Annotated in this window: 15 protein-coding genes; 11 read left to right on the top strand and 4 right to left on the bottom strand. The window is 68.7% G+C overall.

Annotation, left to right across the window (positions count from 1 at the left end; genetic code table 11):
• Position 1 precedes the first annotated feature (1 nt).
• From Hrr1229_RS10745 to Hrr1229_RS10720, 6 genes are all read left to right on the top strand, one after another.
• Positions 2-1,969: an archaea-specific SMC-related protein gene (locus Hrr1229_RS10745; RefSeq protein ID WP_123112905.1), complete on the top strand. Its 1,968-nt coding sequence runs from the start codon at positions 2-4 to the stop codon at positions 1,967-1,969.
• A 79-nt stretch (positions 1,970-2,048) separates the two neighbouring features.
• Positions 2,049-2,672, top strand: a complete 624-nt coding sequence (rdfA, locus tag Hrr1229_RS10740) for a rod-determining factor RdfA (RefSeq protein WP_123112906.1) — start codon at positions 2,049-2,051, stop codon at positions 2,670-2,672.
• Positions 2,673-3,118: 446 nt separating this feature from the next.
• On the top strand, positions 3,119-4,282 hold the full coding sequence (locus Hrr1229_RS10735) for a hypothetical protein (RefSeq protein WP_123112907.1): 1,164 nt from the start codon (positions 3,119-3,121) through the stop codon (positions 4,280-4,282).
• 186 nt (positions 4,283-4,468) lie between these two features.
• Positions 4,469-5,488, top strand: coding sequence for a thiamine pyrophosphate-dependent dehydrogenase E1 component subunit alpha (locus Hrr1229_RS10730; protein WP_123114852.1), 1,020 nt, complete (start codon positions 4,469-4,471; stop codon positions 5,486-5,488).
• Positions 5,481-6,509, top strand: coding sequence for an alpha-ketoacid dehydrogenase subunit beta (locus Hrr1229_RS10725; RefSeq protein ID WP_123112908.1), 1,029 nt, complete (start codon positions 5,481-5,483; stop codon positions 6,507-6,509). The genes Hrr1229_RS10730 and Hrr1229_RS10725 overlap by 8 nt, the downstream gene beginning before the upstream one ends.
• Positions 6,506-6,793: a lipoyl domain-containing protein gene (locus Hrr1229_RS10720; protein ID WP_123112909.1), complete on the top strand. Its 288-nt coding sequence runs from the start codon at positions 6,506-6,508 to the stop codon at positions 6,791-6,793. The genes Hrr1229_RS10725 and Hrr1229_RS10720 overlap by 4 nt, the downstream gene beginning before the upstream one ends.
• An 88-nt stretch (positions 6,794-6,881) precedes the next feature.
• Here the strand turns inward: Hrr1229_RS10720 and Hrr1229_RS10715 are convergent, their stop codons facing one another.
• The 3 genes from Hrr1229_RS10715 to Hrr1229_RS10705 all read right to left on the bottom strand — a co-directional run bounded on the left by Hrr1229_RS10715 (position 6,882) and on the right by Hrr1229_RS10705 (position 10,003).
• Entirely contained in the window at positions 6,882-8,126 is a 1,245-nt protein-coding gene (locus Hrr1229_RS10715; protein ID WP_176329403.1) for a pyridoxal-phosphate dependent enzyme, read from the bottom strand.
• Positions 8,127-8,265: 139 nt separating this feature from the next.
• The gene (locus tag Hrr1229_RS10710) at positions 8,266-8,712 is read right to left on the bottom strand and encodes an FKBP-type peptidyl-prolyl cis-trans isomerase (protein WP_255212586.1); all 447 of its coding nucleotides are present in this window, start codon (positions 8,710-8,712) and stop codon (positions 8,266-8,268) included.
• Between the two features lie 73 nt (positions 8,713-8,785).
• Entirely contained in the window at positions 8,786-10,003 is a 1,218-nt protein-coding gene (locus Hrr1229_RS10705; RefSeq protein ID WP_123112911.1) for a hypothetical protein, read from the bottom strand.
• A 129-nt stretch (positions 10,004-10,132) separates the two neighbouring features.
• Between Hrr1229_RS10705 and Hrr1229_RS10700 the strand changes: the two genes are divergently transcribed.
• Positions 10,133-10,510, top strand: coding sequence for a YccF domain-containing protein (locus Hrr1229_RS10700; RefSeq protein ID WP_123112912.1), 378 nt, complete (start codon positions 10,133-10,135; stop codon positions 10,508-10,510).
• Between the two features lie 100 nt (positions 10,511-10,610).
• Here Hrr1229_RS10700 and Hrr1229_RS10695 read toward each other — a convergent pair whose 3' ends face one another.
• Complete coding sequence (locus tag Hrr1229_RS10695) at positions 10,611-12,458, bottom strand: bacterio-opsin activator domain-containing protein (protein WP_123112913.1); 1,848 nt, start codon at positions 12,456-12,458, stop codon at positions 10,611-10,613.
• 345 nt (positions 12,459-12,803) lie between these two features.
• On the opposite strand from Hrr1229_RS10695, the gene Hrr1229_RS10690 reads away from it, so the two are divergent.
• Genes Hrr1229_RS10690 through Hrr1229_RS10675 form a run of 4 tightly spaced genes read left to right on the top strand, consistent with a single transcriptional unit; the run spans position 12,804 to position 19,093 of the window.
• Positions 12,804-13,835, top strand: a complete 1,032-nt coding sequence (locus Hrr1229_RS10690) for a 4Fe-4S dicluster domain-containing protein (RefSeq protein WP_176329402.1) — start codon at positions 12,804-12,806, stop codon at positions 13,833-13,835.
• A 4-nt stretch (positions 13,836-13,839) separates the two neighbouring features.
• Complete coding sequence (gene nrfD, locus Hrr1229_RS10685) at positions 13,840-15,111, top strand: NrfD/PsrC family molybdoenzyme membrane anchor subunit (protein ID WP_123112915.1); 1,272 nt, start codon at positions 13,840-13,842, stop codon at positions 15,109-15,111.
• Positions 15,108-18,365 carry a molybdopterin-dependent oxidoreductase gene (locus tag Hrr1229_RS10680; RefSeq protein WP_123112916.1) on the top strand — a complete coding sequence of 1,086 codons (3,258 nt, stop codon included), beginning with the start codon at positions 15,108-15,110 and terminating at the stop codon, positions 18,363-18,365. The genes nrfD and Hrr1229_RS10680 overlap by 4 nt, the downstream gene beginning before the upstream one ends.
• Before the next feature lie 5 nt (positions 18,366-18,370).
• Positions 18,371-19,093, top strand: coding sequence for a molecular chaperone TorD family protein (locus Hrr1229_RS10675; protein WP_255212484.1), 723 nt, complete (start codon positions 18,371-18,373; stop codon positions 19,091-19,093).
• The last annotated feature ends 10 nt before the right edge of the window (positions 19,094-19,103 follow it).

Here is a 19,103-nt window from a genome sequence, read left to right as displayed (position 1 = left end):
GATGACTCAGACCTCTCAATCGGTCGTCCGCGTTGACGTCCGGAACGTGGGCGGCATCGACGAGGCGACCGTGACCCTCCCCGAGGGCGTCTCCGTGTTGGCCGGGCGGAACGCGACGAACCGGACCTCCTTCCTGCAGGCGCTGATGGCCGGGCTCGGGAGCCGGCGGAGCTCGCTGAAGGGCGACGCCGACGAGGGGTCGGTGACCCTCGAACTCGGGGACGAGACGTACACCCGAACGCTGACGCGGCGGGGCGATTCCGTCGCGTTCGGCGGCGACCCGTACCTCGACGACCCGGAGCTCGCGGACCTGTTCGCGTTCCTGCTGGAGAACAACGAGGCGCGTCGGGCCGTCGCGCGCGGCGACGACCTCCAAGAGATCATCATGCGGCCGATCGATACGGAGTCGATCGACGCCGAGATCCAAGAATGCAAGCGGGAACGGAGCGAGCTGGAAGACGAGATCGACCGGCTGGACGGGCTGGAACGCGAACTGCCCGACCTCGAGGCCGAGCGCCGGGAGAAGCGGGCGGAGCTCGACGACGCGGAGGCGGAGCTCGAGGCGGTCCGGGAGGAGTTGGCGGACCTCGACGCCGGCGTCGAGGAGAGCCGGACGCGCAAACAGGAGCTCGAGGACGCGTTCCAGCGGGTTCGCGACGCGCGTTCGGAGCTCGACGACCTCCAGTTCGACCTCGAGACGGAGCGGTCGACGCTGACGGAGCTGGAGTCGGAGCGCGACGAGCTCCGGGAGACGGTCGAGTCGACGCGGGAGCCCGACGAGAGCCCCGACGAGCTCGCGGGGCGCATCGACGAGCTGCGGCGTCGCCAGCGCGCGCTCGACGACGCGATCAACGAGCTCGGCAGCGTCATCAGCTTCAACGAGGACATGCTCGAGGGCACGGCGCCCGCCATCGACGTGGACCGGAGCGGCGGCGACGCGGTCGACGCCGCCGGCGCGTCTCAGCCCGACGACAGTCCGACCGACGCGCTGACCGGCGACGACCGGACGACGTGTTGGACCTGCGGCTCCGCGGTGGAGACCGGACAGATCGAGACGACGCTCGACCGCCTCCGGGACCTCCGGTCGGAGCGGCTCGACGAGCGCAGCGAGCTCCGCGCGGAGATCCAGGAGCTGACCGACAGGCAGTCCGCGCTCCGCGAGGCGCAGCGCGAGGCCGAGCGCGCCGAAGAGCGGCTCGACGCGGTCGAGACGGAGATCGCGTCGACCGAGTCGCGAATCGAGGAGCTGGAGGCGGCGATCGAGGCGAAGCGGACGGAGATCGAGGAGCTGGAGGCGGAGGCCGAATCGATCGACGTGGACGGCCACGAGGAGACGCTGGAGCGCCACCGCGAAGCCAACGAGATCGAGCTCCGGGTCGAGCGGCTCGAATCGGAGATCGAGGAACTCGACGCGGAGATCGACGAGCGGGAGGCCGCGATCGAACGGCGCGAGGAGTTGGAGGCGGAGCGCGAAGCGGTCGCGGAGCGGCTGACGGAGCTGCGCACCCGAGTCGATCGGTTGGAGGAGGGGGCCGTCGAGGAGTTCAACGAGCACATGGCGACGGTCCTCGACATTCTCGGGTACGAGAACCTCGACCGGATCTGGATCGAGCGCCGCGAGACCGACGTGCGCGAGGGGCGCCGGACCGTCACCCGAACGCGGTTCGATCTGCACATCGTCCGCTCGTCGCCCGACGGGGCGGCGTACGAGGACACCGTCGACCACCTCTCGGAGAGCGAGCGCGAGGTGACCGGACTGGTGTTCGCGCTGGCGGGATACCTGGTCCACGACGTCCACGAGACGGTGCCGTTCATCGTCCTCGACTCGCTGGAGGCGATCGACTCGGACCGCATCGCGCGCGTGGTCGACTACTTCCGCGACCACGCCGACTTCCTCGTCGCCGCCCTGCTGCCCGAGGACGCCGCCGCGCTCTCCGAGGAGTACACGTACGTCGAGCAGATCGACTGACCGAGCGACCGGCGCCGCGCGACTCGAAAGGGCGGCGTTCCACCGATACGCTTGTAACCTCGTCCCTCCATCGATCGGTATGACCGGCGAGGACGGACCGAACACGAAGGTCGGACGCGTGATCGAGACGTACGACCTCGACGAGCTCGGAGCGAGGCTCGAGGCCGCGTGGACGGGGGAAACGGGCGAACGCACGAGCCTGCGGGACCTCGCCGACGAGTTCAACGAGGCGGTGTTGGCGGCGGCGGTCCGCGAGACCGCCGGCTCGTCGCTCGACGTCGAGGCGTCGAGCACGTACGAGGCGCTGCGGAACGGGACCGGATCGGAGGCGACCCGGGCGCGACGACGCCTCGAACGCGAGGGGGTGGACGTCGACGAGCTGACCGCGGACTTCGTCACGCATCAGGCGGTCCACACGTACCTCACCGAGGACCGCGGGGCGAGCCTCCCGACCGACGAGACGGACCGCGCCGAGCGCAAGATCGAGACGATCGAGAAGCTGCAGGGCCGCCTCTCCGCGGTCACCGAGTCGGCGATCTCGTCACTCGCGAGCGCCGACGAGCTCGACCGTGACGACTACGACGTCCTCGTCGACGTGCGGGGCGTCTGTCCGCACTGCGGGGCGGACGCGTCGGTCGTCGACCTGATCCGGCGAGGCGGCTGCGGCTGCACGAGCGAGGACGAGTCGCCGAGCGACGACTGACCCGGACGCGGGCAGAACGCGGTTTCTCGAACATGTATAACTCTACTGTGATACCTGTATAAATTATACGTAGCGCGATCTCGGAGCCGCAGTCGACGAATCGTAACGATCTACTAATTACGCGGGATAGAATATTCATATAAATATAACGTTCGTTTTATTGCCACGGTGCGAATTCTGAGCGTGATTCCGGCCGACAGAGACGGATCTGTCGCAGTAACGCGTCGGACGGATGCCGCGGATCGAGGCCGTAGAGACGCGATCTCTGCAGGCGTGCACCCGCCGTAGACGTGCGAGTATATTTCAGAGAAGGAGTACATTTGGATATATTTATATACTTATGAATATTCTCCGGGCTGGGGCGGAGCAGGGCGGGGTCCGCGTGCCGAGGTGCTCGTCGGTCCGGCGGGAGAACCGCTTATTGTCCGCCGGCTTCACGGCCCCGTATGGACGAGGCGGCGGTGTTCGACCGGGTGGTGACCGCGCTCGACGAGCGGAACTACGAACCGCTGGTGCACGTGCCGGAGGCCCACAGCGAGACGTACGCGGACGTGCTCGACCGGTGTCGCCGCCACGAGATAACGATCCGGGGGCGGTACCCGGACGTGCTCGGCTTCACCGACGCGGACCGCGTGTTCGCGATCGAAGTGAAGGGATCGCGGAACCTCCTCCGCGGTATCGGGCAGGCGATGACCTACCAGCAGGGCGCGCACGTCTCGTACCTCGCGGGCGACGGCGAGGCCGTCGCGCCCCACGAGACCCTGCTCCGGTCGAAGGGCGTCGGCGTCATCGGCGTCGACGGTGACGGAGCGACCTCGTGGAGCGATCCGCCGAGCGCCGAATCGACCGAGGAGGTCGCGGACATCGAAGGGCAGTTGTCGGTGCGGCTCCGCAGGAACGAGTTCGGCGGCGATATCACGACGCTGAGCCTCGCGCAGCCGCTGAACTACCTCGCGCCGGTCGTCGCGGTCGACCGGTACGGGCCGCTCGCACGCGACGGGCTCGTCGACATCATCGCCGACGAGTACGGGTTCGGCGCCGGCGACGAGGCCGTCGCGAGCGCGCGGACGCTCGGCCTCCTCGCGCTCGGGTCGCCCCACGAGCTGACCTCGCAGGGGGAGTTGGCCGCGACGGTGCTCCGCGGCTACGGAGTCGAGGACCTCGACGACCTCCGCCTGACGAAAGCGGACGTCTCGCGGCGCACGGTCGCGGCGGTCCACCCGCCGCTCGCGGTGCTCCTCCGGAACTCGTTTTCCAAGCACCCGGAGTTCGGCCTGCTGCTCGACGCGCTCCGCAAGGAGGGGCCGCGCGTTCACTTCCTCGATCTCGTCAAGCGGCTGGTCCGCGAGTACCCGAACGTCTTCCTGAGCGCCTTCTGCACGACGCGTGGGGCCACGCGGGCGCGGAAGCTGATCGAGCGGGGGCGGACAGCTCGCCTCTATCGGGACCGTGCGGTGTGGACGGACGTGGTCCGCAACAACGTCCTCTTCAACTTCGTCCAGCAGCTGAAACACGTCGGCGTGCTCGCGCCGGAGACGCGGAGCCACAGCGGGGCGATCGACGAGTACGACCCGGACGAGAAGCCGTGGATCGTCGCCGATCTCGGATAGGTGGCCGAGACCGCGGCCGAGAGCGACGTCATCCCTCGCGAAAGACGCCGAGACGCCGCCTGTTCCTTTTTAAATTACCTATATTTCTTATGAATAAATATGGCGAGACGGCGGCCGCCAGAAGTAACTAATATCATTAACCATGTAGGTTAGCGTGGGATGGTATCACCAGACAGGATGCGCGAGCTGTACGCAGACATGGTAACGGCCCGGCACTACGAGGAACGCCTCCAAGAGGAGTATCTGGAGGGGAAGCAACCGGCGTTCGACATCTCCGCGGGACCGATTCCCGGTGAGCTCCACCTGGCGGCGGGCCAGGAGGCGGCCGCCGCGGGCGTCTGTCATCACCTCCGTCAGGAGGACACCGTGACGGCGCCGCATCGGCCCCACCACGTCGCCATCGCGAAGGGCGTCGACCTGAAGCGGATGACCGCCGAGATCTTCGGGCGGGAGACCGGTCTCGGAAAGGGGAAGGGCGGCCACATGCACCTGTTCGACCCCGACGTGAACTTCGCGTGTAGCGGGATCATCGCCGAGGGGTGTCCGCCGGCGGCCGGGGCGGCGTTGGCGGCGAAAAAGCGGAACGAGGACGCCGTCGCGGTCGCGTTCCTCGGCGAGGGGGCGATCGACCAGGGGGCGTTCCTCGAGTCGCTGAACTTCGCGAGCGTCCACGACCTGCCGGTCGTGTTCGTCGTCGAGGACAACGACTGGGCGATCAGCATGCCCAAGGAGCGCGTCACCGACGTGGAGGACGGGTCGGACAGGGCCGCCGGGTTCGACATGCCCGGCGTCCGCGTCGATCGGGACGACGCCCTCGCCGTCTACGAGGCGGCCGGCGAGGCGATCGGGCGGGCGCGAGACCGGAACGGGCCCACGCTCCTGGAGGTGCAGGTCCACCGCCGGATGGGTCACTTCATGGGCGACCCGCAGACGTACCGCTCCGACGAGGACGAGAACGCGGCGCTCGCCCGCGACTCGATCGACAGGCTCGAGTCCGAGCTCCGCGACCACGGCGTCGACGACGCCGAACTCGGGGCGATCCGCGACGACGCGGAGTCGCGGGTCGAGGAGGCGATCGCGTGGGCGAAAGAACAGCCGCAGCCCGACCCCGAGGACGCCTACGACGACGTCTTCGTGAACCCGCCCTCGGGCGTGACGACGGAGGAGCCGGAGTTCGACCTCGCGGAGGTGAGCGGCGATGAGTGAGACGGAGGGCGTCGTCGACCGCGAGCTGACGATGAGCCGGGCGATGGTCGAGTCGATCGCCCACGAGATGCGCGAGAACGAGGAGGTCTTCTACATGGGCGAGGACGTCGCCGACTACGGCGGCATCTTCGACAGCACCCAGGGGTTGCTCGACGAGTTCGGTCGCGACCGGATCATGGACGTGCCGATCAGCGAGACCGCGTACCTCGGAGCGGCGGTCGGCGCCGCGCAGGAGGGAATGCGCCCCATCGCGGAGCTGATGTTCGCGGACTTCTTCGGCGTCGCGATGGACCAGATCTACAATCAGCTCGCGAAGAACACCTACATGAGCGGCGGCAACGTGAACGTGCCGCTCGTGCTCACGGCCGCGGTGGGCGGGACGTACAACGACGCCGCCCAGCACTCACAGACGCTCTACGGGACGTTCGCGCACATTCCCGGGCTGAAGCTCGTCGTGCCGTCGACCGCCTACGACGCGAAGGGGCTGATGCACAACGCGATCCGCGACGACGACCCGGTGATGTACCTGTTCCACAAGCGGCTGATGGGGATCGGCTGGATGCCGGCGCCCGACGGCCCGAAGACCCCGGTCCCGGAGACCGACTACACGATTCCGTTCGGGTCGGCAGACGTCAAGCGCGAGGGCGCCGACGTCACGGTGGTCACGCTCGGGCTCCACGTCCACCGCGCCCTCGACGCGGCGAAGTCGCTCGCGGCGGAGGGGATCGACGTCGAGGTAATCGACCTCCGCACGCTGGTCCCGCTCGACACCGACACGGTCCTCGAATCGGTCCGGAAGACCGGGCGGCTCGTCGTCGTCGACGAGGACTACCGGTCCTTCGGCGTCACCGGAGAGATCGTCGCGAGCGTCGCCGACCGCGACCTCGGCGCGCTCGAGGCCGTCGAGCGGGTCGCCGTCCCCGACGTGCCGATCCCGTACGCCCGGCCGATGGAGAACGAGGTGATCCCGGACGCCGACGACATCGAAGCGCGCGTCCGGGCGGTCGCGTCCGAACAATGAGCGGCCGACGGGGCGCGACCGACGGCGGCTCGGGGATGCGGGTCGCGATCCGCGCGACCGGCGACTGGGAGGACGACGTCGACGAGACCGAGGGGATCCTCGTCGACTGGTTCGCCCGCGAAGGCCGGTCGGTCGAGGCGGGCGACACGCTCTGCGAGATTCAAGTCGAGAAGGTGAGCGTCGACGTGCGAGCGTCCGTGGCGGGGACGCTCGACGAGATCGTCGTCGGCGAGGACGACGCGTTCGAGATCGGCGACACGCTCGGGTGGCTCCGCACCGAGTGACGCCGCTCGCCCTCCTCCGCCATCCGCGGTTGCCCCCGAGTCGCTCCGCGACGGCGGCCGATCGACGCGACGGCCGTCGCGAGCGCCGTCAGCGGGCGCCGAGCAGCGAGGCGAGCCGCTCCGGGAGCGCCGCCCTGCTCGCCCGCTCGGTCGACACCGACGCGTCGCCGGCACCGAGCTCCTTGAATCCCGTCCCGGTCGGGACGAGGACGACGGCGTCGTCGACGGCGATCTCGCCGCGCTCCGACAGTCGGGTCGCGCCGGCGAGCGACGCCGCCGACGCCGGCTCGACGCAGAAGCCGCCGTCGACGGCGAACCGCCGCTTCGCCGCCCGGAGCTCGTCGTCGGTGACCGAGACGACGGCGCCGCCGGTGTCGCGGACCGCCGCGAGCGCGCGCCCGCCGCTCGGCGGGTCCGGGTTCCCGATCGAGTGGGCGATCGTCTCGCCGGTCTCGTCGGGCCCGAGTGGCGTCGGATCGGTCTCGCCGGCGTCGAACGCCCGCGTGATCGGGTCCGACGCGGCGGTCTGGACGAGGTGCAGCCGCGGCGGGTCGTCGAGCAGGCCGGCGGCCTCGAGGTCGCGGATCCCGCGCCAGATCCCCGAGGCGAACCCGCCGGAGCTCGTCGGCAGCACGATCGCGTCGGGGGCGTCGGGCACGTCGGGGGCGTCGGGCACGTCGGGCGCGTCGAGCGCGAACGCCTCGCAGATCTCGAAGAGGGCGGTCTTGTAGCCGCTGATCCGGGCCGGGTCGTCGCTGACGAGGAACCGGACCGGGAGCGTCGCGGACAGCTCGAGCGCGTCGCCGTACAGCGCCCCGTAGTCGCCGTCGACCCGCACGATCGTCGGCTCGTACTGACCGATGAGCTCCAGTCGGACCGACGAGATGTCGTCGGGAACGAGCACGGCGCACTCCCGACCGAGGCTCGCGGCGTGCGCGGCGGTGCTCATCGCCATGTTCCCGTACGAGACGGTGCCGACGGCGCCGTCGCCCGCCGCGGTCGCGCGCGGGACGGCGACGGCGCTGCCCCGGTCCTTGTAGGCTCCGGTCGGGTGTTCGCCCTCGTCTTTGACGTACACGCGACAGCCCGCGGCGGCGTCGAGCCCCTCGCTCCTGACCAGCGGGGTACCGCCCGCGGCGCGAGCGAGCCCGGCGGGGCGGTCGATCGGCAGGAGCGGATCGTAGCGCCACACGCCGTCGCGCTCCCGACGGTCCGCCCAGGCGAATTCCGTCGCGTCGGTCTCGAACCAGAGCGGCTCCCCGCACTCACAGCGGACGCGGGTCGCGCCCTCGTACCGTTCCCCACACCGGTAACACCGCAACGCGGGAGACATAACGCGTGCTGTGGCGCGCGGCGACGTATACCCACCGACCGCGCGGTCGCTCCCGAAGACCCAGCGTATCAGTTGTCGTCCGAATCGTTTCGTTCCGGTACGGCGTCTCGATCAGACAGGGAGGTCTAAACGTAGGGGTTCAGTTGACGTCGACGATCTCGACGTCGAACGTCAGCGTCTCGCCGGCGAGTGCGGGGTTGAAATCCACCCGGACGACCTCCTCGTCGACGTGGACGACCTCGCCTTGTCTGCCGTTCTGGGCCTCGAGATAGGCGCCCTCTTCGGGCGTCTGGCCGCCGAGCATCTCGCGGAGCTCCTCGGTTGCGAACTCTTGGACCTGGTCGTCGCTGGGCTCGCCGTAGGCCTTCTCCGGCGGGATCGTCAGCGTGTCCGTCTCCCCGGCCTCGAGGCCGATGAGCCCCTCCTCCATCCCCTCGATGACCTGTTCGTCGCCGATTTCGACCGTCAGCGGCGCGTACTCTCGGTCCGGTTGGGCCTCGGCGAGGCCCGCCTCCTCGGCGACGGATTGCCGAGAAGTGTCGAACACCGTGTCGTCGTCCAGTCGTCCCGTGTACTCGAGCGTCACAGAATCGCCGGTATCTATCGTCATACGTATATAACGAGTGCCACACGGAAAGTCTATTCCATCGAGGGTGCGGTCAGTTCGACCGCGCCGCGAACACGCTCGCGACGAGGGACGCGTAGCCGACCGCCCCGAGGAGGGTGAGCCACCGCCCGAGAGCGGTCGCTCCGGCCGAAAGCGACGTCGCCACGGGGCCGAACGCGGTGGCCGCAGCGACGCCGAGGACCTCGATCGCGAGTCCGCAGGCGAGCGCGGCGATCGCGACGCTCGCCGACCGGTTCGACGACCCGGGAAACGCGTCCAGTCGGGGGGGATAGAACTGGAACGAGGTGCCGACGATCATCAGGCCGAGAAAGCCGAGCAGGTTGACCCTGAGGTGCGTCTCGATCAACGCCGGAGCGGCGCCGCCGACCGCGAAGAGCCCGCCGAACAGGACGCCGACGACGCCGAACGTCGCGCTCGGGACGAGGGCGTACAGCCCGATCCGCCGCGTATCCGACTGGAGCCACATTCGGAAGACGACGAGCGCGAAGCCGCCGACTCCGAACACCATCAGGGCGGCTCCGACCGGGAGCAGTCGCCGGTCGGCGAATCCCCCGGCGATGAACGCGGGGGCGGTCGCGGCCGCGGGCAGAACGAGCGCGGCCGACAGTCGCGTCGGGTGGGCGCCGAGGAACCGCGGCAGCAGTCGGAATCCGAGCGTGACCACGAGCAGCGCCGCGGAGCCGGCGGCCAAGAGGTGCGTCGCGGCGGCCTGTACGCCTATCAGCGGCGGGAACGCGCCGATCCGCAGGGCGGCGGTCTCGTAGGTGCCGGCGAGGAGATACAGGAGCACGACCGGCACGAAGCGGTTCGCGAACCGGTCGAGCGACCGGCGATCGGCGTTGTGGTCCCCGGTTCCGGTCGTCCCGCGGCGGAGCGGGCCGCCGATCGTCACCGCGATCGATCCGACGAACACGGCGACGCCGATCGCCCAGAGTCCACCGCCGAGAGCACCGAGATCGACGCGGAAACCGCGAGCGAGAAGCGGGTCGATCGCGAGACACGCCGCTCCCGCAGCGACGAAGGGGAACTGGACCGCCGGCGCGCGCTCGGAGACGAGATCGGCGTCGAAGTACGCCGGGACGAGGGCGTAGGCTTTGCCGAACACGACGTGGAACACGAACCCGTACACGGCCAGCGCGACCGTCGTGCGTCGCGGGAGACCGGCGACGGTGGCCACCTGCCAGCAACAGAGCGCGATGGCTCCGGTGAGGACGTACCGGCGCGACCAGCGTGAGATTTCGGCGGCCATGTTTCCTTCGTAGCGATCGTGTGTCAATCGTAATAACGATCGTGTGTCGGGTGATCCGCCTGTCCGAGCGCGTCGGGGACCGCCGAGATCGACGATACGGATTTACCGTCCGGGCGTCTACGCCGAGCGATGGCACAACGATCTCTCCTCGTTCGGGCGCTGTGGTTCGTGTTCGTCGGCTGGTGGGTGACACCGATCGTCGTCAACACCGCGTGGCTGCTCAACGTCACGGTCGTCCTGCTCCCGCTCGGTATCAAGCTGATCAACCTCGTGCCGACGGTCCTCACGCTCGCAGAGCCGCGGTCGCTCTCGGAGCCCGAGTCGGCGCGGGGGCAACGATCGCTCGCCGTCCGAGCGATCTACTTCGTCCTCGTCGGCTGGTGGCTGAGCCTGCTGTGGGCGAACGCGGCGTCGTTCCTCGCGATCACGGTCGTCGGGCTCCCGGTCGCGATCTGGATGCTCAACCGGCTGCCGTACGTCACGTCGCTGTACCGGTTTCACGGGTGACCCCGGCGGTCGCTGTCCGATTAGCGATCGCCGAGGCGGACCCGCGAGTCGCCTCAGGGGGTCGGCGGGCGGTATGCTCGGCGCGAGGCACTCCCGACGCTCACGGCGAGGCGGACGTCCCCGTCCCGTCGAACAGCGCCTCGAAGAGTTTCTTCTCCGCTGCCCGGAGGTGCTGGGTGAACGTCGTCTGTGAGATGTCCATCATCGACGCGACCTCCTCGCCGCTGTGTTCGCGGGGCCAATCGAAGAACCCCGAGAAGTACGCGGTACGCGCCGCCTCTCGTTGGCGCTCCGTCAACACGGCCGTCAGCTGTTTCCGGAAGGCGGCTTCGGTCTGGACGTCCCGCTCGCGCTCCCGCTGCGCGACCAGCGTCAATCCGTCGTAGGTCGTCCGAAGCGCGTTGACGACGCTTCGGATGTCGTTCGAGCTGGCGACCCGCGCGACCAGCCGTCCGGTGGTTCCGGTGAGCGAGAACGACTCGATGCTGGCCCCGTACCGCGCTAACGTCGTGACGACCGACGGTCCGCCGACCGAGAGCCGGTACAGCGCGCGGTCGTCGTACGTGTAGACGTGCTGGACGGTCTCGATGCACTCGGCGTCGGCCGCGTACTCGGCGACGACGTCCGGATCGGGCTCGTCGACGGTAACGTACTGGATCTGATTCTCGTCGCCGTCGTCGACGACGTGCTCGACCGTGACGGTACAGTCGAGCCGCGCCGCCATCGTTGCCAGCGGCTCGTCGACTCCCGTCAGCCGGAACTCCAGCTCGGTGACGCTGTCGGAGATGAGCGTCTGCTTGCTCTCGACGGCGCTGATGGCGTCCGCGATCGTTCGACCGAGTTCGAGGAACACGTCCCGGTCGATCAGATCGAACGCCTCCGGGTTGCGGGTGACGACGCCGAGGACGCCGTACTCCGCGTCGCGGTAGGCGAGCGGAACGACGACGCATCGCTTGTTGTCCCCTGACTCCGACTCGTCGTCCTCGACGTCGGTAAACACGGGGCCTCCGCTCTCTAATGCCCGTTCGACCGGAGTCGGATCGGCGCTACACATGGCTTCGATGTGGCTCTCGAGCGGTCCGCGGTCGCTGCCGGCCCACGACTGCGGGCTCACCGTGCCGTCGACGAGTCCGCGACTCCCGATCCAAGCCGCATCGAAGAGGTCCGACGAGGCGAACTGCTCGCAGACGGCGGCCTCGATCTCGTCGCGCGTCGACGCGGCGACGAGTTCGCGGTTGATATCGCGGAGCACTTCGTTCGTGTTGTTCAGGACCGTCAGGCGCTCGTTCTGGTCCTCGATGCGGAGTTCGCGCTCCTTTCGTTCGGTGACGTCGCGCTCGATCGCGACGAAGCGGTCCACGTCTTCGTCCTCGGTGATCGGGGCGATCGTCGCGTCTATCCACAGCAGCTCCCCCGACTTCCGACGGTTCGTGAGTTCGCCTTCCCACACCGACCCAGACGTGATCTGCCCCCAGAGATCCGCGTAGAAATCGTCGCCGTGTTTCCCGGACTGCCAGAGCCGGGGGTTCTCCCCGATCACCTCGTCCCGCTCGTACCCGGTGACCGACTCGACGGCCGGGTTCGCGTACTCGATAGTCCCGTCGGAGTCGGTGAGAAAGATCGCGTGTCCGGCGTGTTCGATCGCCTTCCGAAAGCTCCTGAGGCGCTCGTTTGCCGTCCGAAGTTCCGTCTTGAGGGCGTCTTCCTCGGTGACGTACTCCGAGAGGTAGTACACCGTCAGCAGGGTGAGCGCGCTCACGACGAGGCCGGGAAGCTCTTCGAGCCCGGTGCTCGCCGTCTGTGCGGTGAGCAGTTGCCGGAGCGTCATAAAGGAGAACAGCAGCGTCAGGAAGCCGAACCGGCGGTCGCGGGTGCGAGCGAGCAGCAGGACGGAGTACCCGACGCCCAGCAGCCGCAGTCCGATCGAGAGGGCGATAATCCAGTTCATGCGGTTCGCGGGGTCTTCCGACAGCGGAAAGACCCTCTGCCGGGGAGCGTCCGTCCACTTCGACTCGACCAAGTCATACTTGGGGGTAACCGGTCTCTTCGAATAATCCCTGTGGTCGGTCCGTCGCCCGGGACGCGGGCCGACGTGGCCCCGATCGACCCCGATCCAAACAGTATTGGTACCCGCGATATGGGGTGTCTCTCCGGTTTCGGGGCGACTCAGAGTATATTGGTATCACCCTCTCCACGGGGGACCGCGTACGAATACGTGTATGACGTCCAGGACTAACCGGCCGACGCGGGGGAAAGCCCTCGTCGACGGGACGAACGGTGACGGGTGGTCGCGATGAGCGCCGCGGACGACGACGCGCTCCCGGGGATCCCGAACGTCGGGAAGGCCGACCTCGACGCGATGGTGGAGAACGAGCGACCCGATCCGCGGGAGGAGCTCGCGGACGTCGAGGCGGACACGGACCTCGGCGTCGCGATGGCCGACGACGCACAGCGCGTCGCACGCGGTGAACTCTCCGGCGACGAGTACTGGGAGAAGTACGACGAGGCCGCGGCCGCCGAGTTCGGCGAGGCGTATCGGGAGACGCCGAACCCGGCGGTCGACGCCGGCGACCAGACCGTCTCGACCGAGACGGCCGAGTCGCTGAGCTGCGCCGTCGGCTCGATGGACACGGTCTCGACGGAGTCGGCGCAGGTCGAGGGCGACGAGCCGGAGGGCGGGATCGGCGCGGGCGACCAGAAGTGGGGGATGGTGATCGACCTCCAGAAGTGCGTCGGCTGCGACTCGTGTACGGTCGCCTGCAAGTCCGAGAACCGAACGCCGCCGGGCGTCTCGTACAACGTCGTGATGGAGGAGGAACACGGCGAGTTCCCGAACGTCACGCGGACGAACGTGCCCCGGCCGTGCATGCAGTGCGACAACCCGCCCTGCGTGCAGGTGTGTCCGGTCTCGGCGACGTACAAGATGGACGACGGCGTGGTCAACATCGACTACGACCGCTGTATCGGCTGCCGGTACTGCAACATCGCCTGTCCGTACGGCGCGCGGTACTTCGACTTCGGCGAGAACTACGACGACGAGGTCGACGGGGCCGGCGAACTGACCAGCCCCGAGTACGGCGTCGATCGGGGGTCGCGCGAGGAGGGGAAGTCGCCGATCGGCAACATCCGCAAGTGCAGCTTCTGTACGCACCGGCTGGAGCGGGGCGAAGAGCCCGCGTGCGTCGAGACCTGCGTCGGCGACGCCCGGAACATGGGCGACCTCGAGAACCCCGACAGCGACGTCGCGAAGATGGCCGACTCGTCGCGCGCGTTCCAACTAAAAGAGGACGAGGGGACCGACCCCAACGTCTACTACCTCAAATAAGCCAATGGCGACACAGAGTTCACGCTTCGAGTTCGACCCGGGCTTCGAAGACGACCGGCTGCGCGTCGCCTGGTACGCGGTCGTCGGCGTCCTCGTCGCCGTCGGCGCGTACGCGACGTACCTCCGGATCACGGGGGGGATGGCGACCACCAACCTCACGAGCGTCGTCCCGTGGGGCGCGTGGGTCGCCTTCTACATCTACTTCGTCGGCCTCTCCGCCGGCGCGTTCCTCGTGAGCACGATGGCCAACGTCTTCGAGGTCGAGGGGATGCATCGGATCGACCGCGACGCGCTGTTCGCGGCCGTCATCAGCATGGCGGTGGCGCTGCTGTTCGTCTGGATCGACCTCGGACGGATGGACCGGATGTACTTCCCGTTCGTCTGGCGCCAGCTGACCTCCGCGCTCTCGTGGGAAGTGCACGCCTACGTGGCCTACATCGGGATTCTGGTCACGGAGCTGTACTTCTCGATGCGGATCGACCTCGCGCGGGTCGCCGAGCGCACGTCGGGGCTCAAAAAGCGGTTCTACGCGGCGCTCGCGCTCGGTCGGCTGGACACGAGCGAGGGGTCCGAGGCGTTCGACCAGCGCTGGCTCAAGCGGGCCGGCATCGTCGGGATCCCGCTGGCGATCTTCATGGTCCACGGCGGGACCGGCGTGCTGTTCGCCGTCTCGAAGGCCCGTCCGTACTGGAACAGCGGGCTGTTCCCGGTGATCTTCGTCATCTCGGCGCTGCTCAGCGGAACTGCACTCGTGATGGTGATCTACGTGCTCCGGACCCGGCTGTTCGACGGCGACTCGGTCGACCCGGACCTGCTGGATCGACTCGCGCAGCTCCTGATCGGGTTCATCGTCATCGACGCCGCTCTGACCGCCATCGAGACGTTCATCGCGATCGCCAGCGTCCACCCCCACGAGATCGAGACCTGGAACGTCATCATGTACGGCCCGATGTCGTGGTCGTTCTGGTGGTTCATGATCGGCTTCAGCTGGGTGTTCCCGATGGTCCTGCTGAGCAATCGGTCGTGGCGGCGCACGCCGGCGGTGATGGTGCTCGCCGGATTGAGCGTCGTCGTCGGGATCGTCGCGGTGCGGTTCAACATCGTCGTCCCGGCGCAGGTCATGCCGGTGATGGAGGGGCTTCCCCACGGGTCGTACTTCCCGACAGTAGTCGAGTGGGGGACGAGCGTCGGCATGATAGGCGTCGGACTGCTGCTGTACACGGTCGGCGCGGAGACGCTGCCGTTGACGCCGCTTACCGGAGGTGACCACGAATGAGTACCGACGATTCGGGCGATGACGGCGCGAGGGTCTCGCGCCGCGACTTCGTCAAGGCGGCCGGGAGTATCGGAGTCATCGCGGCGGCGAGCAACGCCGCGGTCGACGTGGACGTCGACGACCTGTGGACGGACGACGAACACCACTACGTCGGAGACGAGTACGGCGAGTACGGCGCGAGCGACGTGATACACACCACCTGCGGGCAGTGTAACACGTTCTGCCCGATCAAGGTCCAGCTCGCGGACGGGAGCGGGACCGGCGAGTACAGCTCGCTCGTCCGGAAGCTCGCCGGGAACCCGTACTCGTTCCTCAACACGCAGCCGTTCTCGCAGGTGCCCTACGAGAGCGACCCGGAGGACGTGGCGATGGGCGACGTCGAGGGGAGCGGCGACGTCGACACCGACCGCTGGTCGCTCTCGGGCGGCCGGATCTGTTTAAAAGGGCAGGCGGGCATTCAGACGGCGTTCGACAGCTACCGCGTCCGCCAGCCGATGAAACGGGTCGGCCCGCGCGGGTCGGGCGAGTGGAAGACCGTCTCGTGGGACCGGGCCATTCGTGACATCGTCGAGGGCGACGACGACCTCGGCCACCCCGGACTCGAAGACATCTGGGGGTACGCCCCGCAGGAGACGGTAATGAGCGACTGGGAGGCCGTCCAGAACGGCGAGCTGTCCAAGTCGGCGTTCGACGAGAAGTACGCGGACGACCTCATCGACACCGACCACCCCGACCTGGGACCGAAGTCCAACCAGATCGTCGACGTCGGCGGATTCCGGCGAAACTTCATCCGCAACCGGCTCTGGCATCAGGGGTTGGGGTCGATAAACAGCGTCCACCACGCCGGGACCTGCGGCGTCTCGAGCGTGATGGGCAACGTCCGCTCGCACGCCGCCAAGAAGAAGCGGCAGTACCCCGACATCGAGAACTGCGAGTACCTCATCGCGTGGGGGACCAACCCCATGGTCGCCAACAAGGGCCCGACGTGGCTCGCGCCGAAGCTGACGAACGCCATCGAGGACGGGATGCGGATGGACGTGGTCGACCCGCGGCTCTCGAAGACGGCCGAAAAGGCCGACACGTGGGTCCCCGTCGAACCCGGCGCGGACGGGGCGCTCGCGCTCGGGATGGCGCGGTGGATCATCGAGAACGACCGCCACGACCTGACGTACCTCCAGAATCCCTCGCGGTCGGCCGCGAGCGACGACGACGAGCCGACGTGGAGCGACGCGACGCACCTCGTCCTCGTCGACGAGTCGGCGGGGCCGAAGGCGCGCGCCGCCGACCTCGGGCTCGTTCCGGAGGGCGCCGAGACCGCCGACGACTTCGTCGCCGTCGACGCCGCCACTGGCGAGCCGCGCCCCGCGAGCGAGGTCGACACGGCCGTTCTCGACGTCGACGTGACAATCGACGGGACGGCGGTCCGGAGCGTCTGGAACCAGTACCGCGAGCGTGTCTTCGAGCACACCGTCGAGGAGTACGCCGAGATGGCCGGCGTGCCGGCCGAGCAGATCGCGGAGATCGCCGACGAGTTCACCAGCCACGGCAAGCGCGCGGCGATCATGGCCTACCGCGGTCCGGCGAAGCACACGAACGGCTTCTACAACACGCGGGCGATCGCCACCCTCCAGCACCTCATCGGGAACTACGACTGGAAGGGCGGCCAGATCACGCCGTACGCCGGTTACGACACGATGTCCGGCCGGTACGAACTCGGTTCGGTACCCGACGGCCACTCGCCGTGGGGGATCCCCCTGCTCCGCGGCGGCGTCAACTACGAGGACACCTCGCTGTTCGACCGCGACGACGGCTACCCGGCAAAGCGGCCGTGGTTCCCCGTCGCACCGCCGCAGGCGACCCAGGAGCTCTACGGGAGCGCCGCGGACGAGTACCCGTACGGCGTCGAGGCGCTGTTCATCCGCCCGTACTCGAACAACCACGTCATGGCGGTCGCCGGCGGCGACGAGATCCCGGCGATCCTCAAGGACACGGAGACGATTCCGCTGATCGTCGCCTCGGACACGGTCATCGGCGACACGAGCCAGTACGCGGACTACATCCTGCCCGAGCCGACGTACCTCGAACGGTGGGAGAACTTCGGGACGTACCCGAACAAGCGGCTGGCCGACGAGAAGATCAGCCAGCCGGCCGTCTCCGTCGTCCCCGACGCGCGCCCGTTCGAGGACGTGCTCATCGAGCTGTGGTCGGAGATGGACCTGCCGGGCGTCGGCGAGGAGGCCATCCCGGACGCGGACGGCGACCTGTGGCCGCTCGAGCAGGCCGAGGACTTCTACCTGAAGCTCGCGGCCAACATCGCGCACGGTCGCGATCCGGTCGCGGACGCGAGCGAGGACGAGCTCCGGGTGTTCCGCGAGAGCCACGAGAACGGGCTCGGCGATCAGTTCGACCTCGACCGCTGGAAGGCGGCGGTCACCGACGAGGAGTGGCCGAAGGTCGTCACGGTGTTGAACCGGGGCGGCCGCTTCGAGGAGCCGACCGAGGGCTACGAGGAGGCGTTCGCCGAGCACGGTCACGGGTACGACTACGCCGAGCGCGAGGACGACTCGAACGCCTACGACGGCGAGCACATGCGGTACAAGCTCGAATCGCGCGTCGACTTCTACAGCGAGGTCGTCCCGAAGGGGAAACACTCCTTCACCGGCGAGCGGTTCGACCCGCTTCCGCGGGTCGACGACGTCGAGCACTACGACGGAACCGTTCAGGCCGCGGTGAGCGGCGACGACGACCGGGAGCGCCCCCTCCGGCTGATCAACTGGAAACCCCGGACGCAGGGGATGCACCGCACCCAGAACAGCCCGTGGCTCCGCGAGACGCGCCCGGAGAACCCCGTGTGGATCAACCCGCGGGACGCCGACGAGCGCGGCATCGAGAACGGCGACGACATCGTCCTCGACGCGGGACGCGAGACCGTCGACGCCGTCGCCATGGTCACGAGCGGGATCCGCCCCGGCGTCGTCGGCGCGATGTGGGGGTGGGGCCGGACCGGCGGCGGCGCGACGGCCGAGACGGTCGACGGCGAAACGCGCCCGGCGGTCGAGGCCGACGGCCACAGCGACTACCAGTTCGACGAGCCGATGACCGAGGAGGCCGGGTACGCGAAGGGCCGGGACGCCGGCTTCGCGATCAACCACGTCCAGCCGTTAGACGAGGTGCTCGGCGACACCGGGCTCTCGGACCTGGTCGGCGGGAGCAACGCGCAGTACGACGCCTTCGTCGACGTGGAGCGGCGGTGATTCGCGTGTCCGAACACACGGACACGGACGACGGCCGCGAGGAGGCCGCGATGGCCACGGCCCGCGCTCGGCTGTACGGGCTGTTGGCCGCGACCTTCGACGGCGAGACGGAGACGACCGCCGCCGCGCTCGACCGGGGGGCGTTCGCGGCCGTCGCCGACGTGTTCCCGATCGACATCGAGACGGCGGACCTGCGCGGCGACGGCTACGACGCCGACGCGTTGGGCGTCGGGTACGACAACCTGTTCGTCGTTCCCGGGACCCACTACGTTCCGCCGTTCGCGTCCGCTCACGCGACCGACCCGAGCGAGGCGTTCGAGTCGGACTCGCGGTACCACACCGCCGGCGAGGCCGGCGAACTCCTCGGCGATCCGGCGGCCGACATGGCGAAGCTGTACGCAGCCGCCGGGTTCTCGCCCGAGCGCGGGGACGAGATCCCCGACCACGTCGCCGCCTGCTTCGAGTTCATGCGCGCGCTCTGCGAGCGAGAGGCGGCTCTCCTCGAAGGCGAGGGAACCGAAGCGGACCTCCGCGCGGTCCGCGAGCTGCAGTCCCGGACGCTCTCCCGTCTGGGCTGGATCGACCGGTTCGAAGCCGCCGTCGCGAGCAGCGACACGGTCGAAGGCGTCTTCGCCGCGATCGCTCGGCTCGCCCGGACGTTCACCGCGTGGGACGCGCGAGAAGTCGTACAGACCGAGCCGCAGCCGTCCGAAACCACACCCTCGTAACCACTCAACA

Source organism: Halorubrum sp. CBA1229 (genome assembly GCF_003721435.2).
GTDB lineage: Archaea > Halobacteriota > Halobacteria > Halobacteriales > Haloferacaceae > Halorubrum.
This window is presented reverse-complemented; position numbering and strand designations above follow the sequence as displayed.